Annotated in this window: 5 protein-coding genes; 1 reads left to right on the forward strand and 4 read right to left on the reverse strand. The window is 72.2% G+C overall.

Annotated features, from left to right (window positions below; translation table 11 throughout):
* On the forward strand, positions 1-1,619 hold a 1,619-nt coding region (locus C1J01_RS45275), incomplete at its 5' end, for an alpha-galactosidase (RefSeq protein ID WP_111185181.1).
* Between the two features lie 56 nt (positions 1,620-1,675).
* Here C1J01_RS45275 and C1J01_RS45280 read toward each other — a convergent pair.
* The 4 genes from C1J01_RS45280 to C1J01_RS45295 are packed head-to-tail and all read right to left on the reverse strand — an operon-like array spanning position 1,676 to position 6,077.
* On the reverse strand, positions 1,676-2,296 hold the full coding sequence (locus C1J01_RS45280) for a hypothetical protein (RefSeq protein ID WP_111185182.1): 621 nt from the start codon (positions 2,294-2,296) through the stop codon (positions 1,676-1,678).
* Positions 2,283-3,839 carry a vWA domain-containing protein gene (locus C1J01_RS45285; protein WP_111185183.1) on the reverse strand — a complete coding sequence of 519 codons (1,557 nt, stop codon included), beginning with the start codon at positions 3,837-3,839 and terminating at the stop codon, positions 2,283-2,285. Before C1J01_RS45285 ends, C1J01_RS45280 begins: the two co-directional genes overlap by 14 nt.
* Positions 3,836-4,978, reverse strand: coding sequence for a toxic anion resistance protein (locus C1J01_RS45290; RefSeq protein WP_235855101.1), 1,143 nt, complete (start codon positions 4,976-4,978; stop codon positions 3,836-3,838). The genes C1J01_RS45285 and C1J01_RS45290 overlap by 4 nt, the downstream gene beginning before the upstream one ends.
* 16 nt (positions 4,979-4,994) lie before the next feature.
* The gene (locus tag C1J01_RS45295) at positions 4,995-6,077 is read right to left on the reverse strand and encodes a hypothetical protein (protein WP_111185184.1); all 1,083 of its coding nucleotides are present in this window, start codon (positions 6,075-6,077) and stop codon (positions 4,995-4,997) included.
* Between the last annotated feature and the right edge of the window lie 277 nt (positions 6,078-6,354).

The following is a 6,354-nucleotide window of genomic DNA, read 5'->3' on the forward strand; positions in this document are numbered from 1 at the left end:
CGGGTGAGCTGCTCGACTTCACCGGACGGTGGGCGCTGGAGAAGGTGCCGCAGCGCCGGGCGTTCGGGCACGGGGTGTGGTCGCGGGAGAACCGGCGCGGGCGCACCGGCCACGACGGCACCGGGCTGCTGGTGGCAGGCACCGAGGCGTTCGGGTTCCGCTCCGGCGAGTTGTGGGCCGTGCACGCCGGCTGGAGCGGCGGCCACGTCCACTACGCCGAGCGCGTCCCCGAGGGCGCGGCGCTGATCGGCGCGGGCGAGCTGCTCGACCCGGGCGAGGTCGTGCTGGGCGAGGGCGAGAGCTACCGCACGCCGTGGGTGTACTTCTCCTGGTCCGGCGCGGGGCTGGACGACGCGAGCGCCCGCCTGCACGGCCATCTGCGCGCCCGCCCGCTGCCGGTGCGTCCCGTCACGCTCAACAACTGGGAGGCCACCTACTTCGACCACGGCCTCGACCGGCTGCTGGAGCTGGCAGAGAAGGCGGCGGCGGCCGGGATCGAGCGGTTCGTGCTCGACGACGGCTGGTTCCGCCACCGCCGTCACGACCGTGCCGGCCTCGGCGACTGGTACGTCGACGAAGGCGTGTGGCCCGGCGGCCTGCACCCGCTGGCCGACCGCGTGCGCAAGCTGGGCATGCAGTTCGGCCTGTGGTTCGAGCCGGAGATGGTCAACCCCGACTCCGACCTGGCCCGCGAGCACCCCGACTGGATCCTCGGCCGGGCCGAGCGCATGCCGCCGCCGCAGCGCCACCAGCAGGTGCTCGACCTGGCCCGGCCGGAGGCGTACGCGTACCTGCTGGAACGGCTCGACACGCTGGTCGGCGAGTACGCGCTCGACTACATCAAGTGGGACCACAACCGCGACATCGCCGAGCCCGTCCACGACGGCGCGCCCGGCGTGCACGCGCAGACCCTGGCGACCTACCGGCTGCTGGACGAGCTGCGCCGCCGTCACCCCGGGCTGGAGATCGAGTCGTGCTCGTCCGGCGGGGCGCGCATCGACTACGGCATCCTGGCGCGCACCGACCGGGTGTGGACCTCCGACAGCAACGACGCCCTCGACCGGCAGCAGATCCAGCGCTGGACGGGCCTGCTCGTGCCGCCGGAGCGGCTCGGCGCCCACGTCGGCGCGCCGCGCGACCACATCACCGGCCGCATGTTGCCGCTGGCGTTCCGGGCGGCGACCGCGCTGTTCGGGCACATGGGCGTGGAGTGGGACCTGACCTCGGCGAGCGAGGCCGAGCTGGAGGAGCTGGCCACCTGGATCGCGCTGCACAAGCGGCTGCGGCCGCTGCTGCACGCGGGACGGGTGGTGCGGGCCGACCATCCGGATCCGTCGGCGCTGCTGCACGGGGTGGTGCTGCCCGAGCGGGCGGTGTACGCGTTCGTCCAGCTGACCTCGCGGGTGGCCGCCGGGGCCGAGCCGCTGCGGCTGCCGGGGCTGGACCCGGAGGCCGTGTACGAGGTGCGGGTCGCGGGGCCGGTGCCCGAGAAGGCGCTGCTGCCGGAGTGGGCGGGCGCGCCGGTGCGGGTGCCGGGCTCGGTGCTCGGAGAGATGGGACTGCCCGCCCCGGCGCTGCGGCCCGCCTCGGCGCTGCTGGTGGAGCTGGAACGGGTCTGACCGTCCCACCTCGCCGGCGGCCCCGCCCTCGAGCGGTGTAGCGGCCGGGCGTCAGGTCAGGTCAGGTCGAGGCCGCTGCCGCCGAAGCGGTCGCGCAGGAACCGGCCCTGGTCGCGCAGCGCCTGCTCGTCGCCCCGGTGGATCGCCTCGGCGACCTTGCCCATCTGGGCGTCGAGCAGTGCCAGCTGGGCCAGCAGCTCGTCGTGCGCGCTGCGCTCCCGCCCGGCCCGCCGGGCGAGGGCGTAGCGGCGCGGCAGGTTCGCGTACGCCTCCAGGCTCGCCGGCAGGTAGCGGCGGATGGTCTGCGACACCACGTGGAGCTGGTCGGGGGAGGCGGTCAGCTGGTCGGCCCTGGCCAGCACGTCCCCGATGACCTCGGCCAGCGCCTGCACGGCCGCGTGCACGTCCGGCGGGAAACGCCCGTCGATCCGCCGCAGCAGCCCGTCCAGGTCGGCCCGCAGCGCCCGCGTCTCGACCTCGGCGTGCGAGATCGTCAGCCGGACCCGTTCCGGCGGCGCCAGCAGCGCGCCCACCCCGTACAGCGCGATCACGACGACCGGCCAGAACGCGCCCACCAGCCCCAGGAAGTGCCCCACCAGGCCGAGCAGCGCCAGGCAGGAGCCGGCGATGTTCCTGGTGGAGCCCAGGTAGCGCAGGGCCCGCTCACTGATAGCCACGGATCTCCTTGAACGCCTCCGTCAGCGACGTGGACCGGGCGTCGAACACCGCCCCGCCGGTCAGCTCGGCCACCCGGCGCATCTCCTCGGCGTCGCTCTCCCCGAACAGCACCACGAACGTCGGCGTGCGGCGTCGTTCCTCCGGCAGGGACCGGTAGTGGGCCTCGAAGGCGGCGTAGTCGGAGCCGTCGGTGTTCTCGCCGTCGGTCATGAGCACGATCGAGCCGTAGTGGCCCGGCGTGACCGGCCGGTCGTAGGCCGCCGTCAGGCTGTCGTAGATCGCCGTGCCGCCCGCCGCCTCCAGCCCTTCGGCGAACCGCCTGATGTCGTCCAGCACGGGCGCGGGGTCGTGCTCGGGCACGGTGAACGGCACCGGCGCCCCCGGCGCGTCGTCGAACGGCATCATCGTGACGGACTCGCGGTTGCGGAACCGGGAGAACGTGCCCGAGGCGGAGGTGTCGGCGCCGGTCAGCGCCACCAGCGCCTGCCGCAGCGCCGCGATCCTGTCGCCCTGCATCGAGCCGGAGGTGTCGAGCACGAACGCGGCCTCCGCCGGGACGCGCACCTGGTTGAGGTAGGTGGCGATCAGCTCGTCGGCGGTGCTGCGCCGGTTGGGGAAGGGCAGCTCGATGAGCCGGGCGCTGCCGAAGCGCGGGTCCGGCGGGACGCCGGCGACGATCGGCCGCCGGTGGGTGCCGGTCATGATGTCCTTCTGCACGGCGGGGGTGCGCAGCCAGGCGGCGAGCCTGCCGTACAGCTCCTTCTTCGCCTCGGGCGCGGAGGCCAGCAACGTGAGCGGGTAGTCGGCGCTGACCACGCCGTCGGCCGGGTAGACGACGGTGAGCGGCTCGCGCGCGCCCAGCAGCACCGACTCGTAGTTGACCATGCCGTCCACCCCCGGGTCGCGGGCGTAGGCGTCGGCCAGCCAGCCCGACGAGCCGGCCGTCAGCCGCTGCGCGGAGAAGAACTCCTTCAGCCGGGGCGTCACGGAGGAGACCTGGTCGGCGCTGAGCGCGCCGTCGGCGTCCGACAGCGCGGCGGCCACGCCGACCAGGGCGGAGAAGCCCGAGTTGGAGGAGGCCGGGTTGGTCATGCCGAAGCTGAACCGGCCGTCTCTGGCCGCCTCGGCGATGCCGGCCCAGGTGACCGGCTCGGTGTCCCAGCCGAGCTCGCTCGCCTTGGCCGGCTTCAGCCCCAGCACGACCGGAGAGATCATGATCTTGGTCTCGGTGGACAGCCGCGCCTGGGAGCCGTCGATGAGGGCCAGGTAGCGGTTGGAGGAGAACCAGACGGCGTCCTGCCGTCCGTCCGCGCGGCCGCTCGCCACCTGCTCCGCGCCGTCCAGCGTCCCGGTGTACGTCAGCCGTACCCGGACGCCGATCTCGCTCTCGGCGCGGGCGAGGAGGGGCTCCAGGTCCTTGATCTCGCTGCCGGCGAGTACGCGCAGGACGTCGGGGCCGTCGGCGGACCCGCCCGCGGAGCCGCAGGCCGCCACCAGCAGCAGCACCGACGACACCGCCGACAACAGGGCAGCCCATCTCATGACGTGCTCTCCCGGGCCCGCTCCAGGTAGGTCCTGGCGTGCTCCAGCTCCGACGACAGGCTGTCCACCGTGGCCGCCATGCTCTCGGTGGCCTTGGCGCGGAAGGAGTCGATGAGGTCCATCGTGGCGTAGACGTTGTCGAACGCCTGGCGCAGCGTGTCCAGGTCCACGGTCGCCGCGGCCGCCTGGTTCTGGATCTCGCCCGCCTGCGTGCGCAACATCTCGCTGGTGGCCTGGATCAGGTCGCCGGTCGTCGCGTTCAGCGCGGTGATCTGGTCGAGGACGAGTTTCTGGTTCGCCAGCGCCTGTGCCACCGTCACCGCCGTGCGCAGCGCCGCGACCGTCGTCGTGGTGGCCCGGTCGACGCCCTTGCTGAGCTCCAGGTTGTTCTTGCGCACCAGGTCGAGGGCCAGGTAGCCCTGCGCGGAGACGGCCAGCTGGGTGAGCAGGTCCTGGTGCTTCTGCCGGACGGCGAACAGCGCGTCCGAGCGCAGCGCCGTGGCGCTCGCCTCCTCGCCCCGCGCGATGCGCTCCTCCAGGGCGGCGTCCATCGCCTGCGCCATGACCGCGTACTCCTGCAGCCGGGTCATGGTCTCCCACAGGTTCGCCTTCTCTCCCTCGATGGCGGCGTTGTCGCGCAGCAGCTCGTCCTGGCCGGACCTGAGCGCGCGGATGATGTCGTCGAGGTGGTGCTGGGCGGAGTGGAACTTCGCGAAGTAGTCGCGCAGCCGGTCGCCGAACGGGATGAGGCCCAGCAGCCTGCGCGGCCCGCTCGCGGCCTGCTTCGGGTCGAGGTCCACGACGGTGCGGCGCAGCGCCACCAGCCCGCCCGCCACCTTGGCCTGGGCGTCGGAGCCCGCGCCCCTGGCCGCGTCCAGCGCCGCGACCGGGCGCTTGAGCATGCGGTTGGCCACCTGCGAGGCGGACCGGATCTCGGTGTCGCCCATCGAGGAGATGTCGTGCACCTTGCGGGCGAACTCCGGCGAACGCGGGTCGATCCCGCTCAGCTCGCCGGCGAACTCGCGCGCCTTGGCGGTCAGCTCGGCCGCGCGCTCGCCGGTCACGGGCAGCATGGTGGCCGCCGTCTCGGCCGGGACCGGGGCGACCGGCTCGGGCGGCGTGAGCACCAGATCGGACACGTACGGGATCTCCTTGCTAGGGGCGGGTGGAGTCGATGGCGGTGATGAGCCGGTCGAGCCGCTCCCAGGTGGGCGGCTCGACCACGTCCACCAGGTCGGCGGCGGCCGGCGCGCGCGTCCTGGCGACCAGGTCGGCGAACGCCTTCGGGTCGCTGGTGCGGAAGCCGTACCGGGCGGCCAGGGACTGCAGCTCGGGGTCCTTCGTGAGCAGCTCGCCGACCCGGGAGCCGGGCGGCGACAGGGGCACCAGGGTGTGCTTGCTGAGCACGGTGGGCGACGGGTAGACCAGCCGCATCTCGGGCGTGATCCGCCCGTCGGCGGTGAAGACGTGCGACAGGTACTGGGCCTCGTAGACGACCATCATCGGCGTCTTGCCGGACCCCTGCACGAGGTAGTTCTCGAACGCCTCCTCGCTCTCCGTTTCGGAGAAGCCCTGGTCCAGCACCGCGGGCGCGAGAATCGGCGCGACCTTCGCGATCTGCTCGTCGGAGCTGATGACGTCGTCGCCGTTGGCGACGTAGCCGATCATGGACAGGTACATGGCGGCGGAGTTGGAGGTGCGCACGTCGGTGGTGGTGAGCAACACTCGCTTTCGTGCTGGATAATCCGAATTGTCCGGAATTTTATCCCAGCGCGTGCCTTTGGCTACTATTTCCAGATATTTCGCGATGTCAAAAACGGGGTGACCGCCAGGGGAATTCCGCAGCACTCCCAGCGTCTCCAGCAATCCCGTGATCGGCTCGAACGTGGCCACCGCCATCGGCGAGTAGAACGGCGAGTACGTGACGCTCGCCCCGCGATCCTGTTTGATCCGCTCCGCGGCCGGGACGCTCGAGGGAAAGGCGAAGGCATAGCGGCTCAGGTCGACGTCGGTGACCATCTGCCGGGACCCTGCGGTGTCCGCCTCGACGCGCAGCCCGTGCTCGGCGAAGGCCGCCCGCACCCGCGCGTCGTCGAAGAACGGCTTCTTCTCCGACCCGATGACGCCTCGTACGACGGTCAGCCCGGGCCGGTCGTCCCCCTCGTTTCCGGTCACGATCGCGACCACCGCCACCCCGGCCAGAACCGCGGCCAAGGCGACGCCGATCCACCGCTTCATCGAACCCCGTTTCTCGAAATAACCCCCATGCCTGGAATTATGGAATGGCGGTCGAGGAGGCCGCGAGGAGCGAAAGACGACCGTACGGCAGAATTCGCTGCGCGTTCACCGCATTCCCATCGCCTGGCCGCCGAGGCCACATTTCCGGCACGTCGCTCTTTCGCGCCGCCGGCGCCGTTGACAGGCCTCTTGTCAGGACTGATGGTGAGCACAACGGGCCAAAAGTCGGCTCATCAGAGGGCTGATCCGTCGCAGCAGGGAGGCCCAGCGTGTCCGT

The organism is Nonomuraea aridisoli, from assembly GCF_003236395.1.
In the GTDB taxonomy this organism is placed as follows: domain Bacteria; phylum Actinomycetota; class Actinomycetes; order Streptosporangiales; family Streptosporangiaceae; genus Nonomuraea; species Nonomuraea aridisoli.

Bases quoted from the DNA above. Each gene is read 5' to 3' on its own strand.
- C1J01_RS45285 (WP_111185183.1), bottom strand. From the start codon at position 3,839: ATGAGATGGGCTGCCCTGTTGTCGGCGGTGTCGTCGGTGCTGCTGCTG.
- C1J01_RS45295 (WP_111185184.1), bottom strand. From the start codon at position 6,077: ATGAAGCGGTGGATCGGCGTCGCCTTGGCCGCGGTTCTGGCCGGGGTG.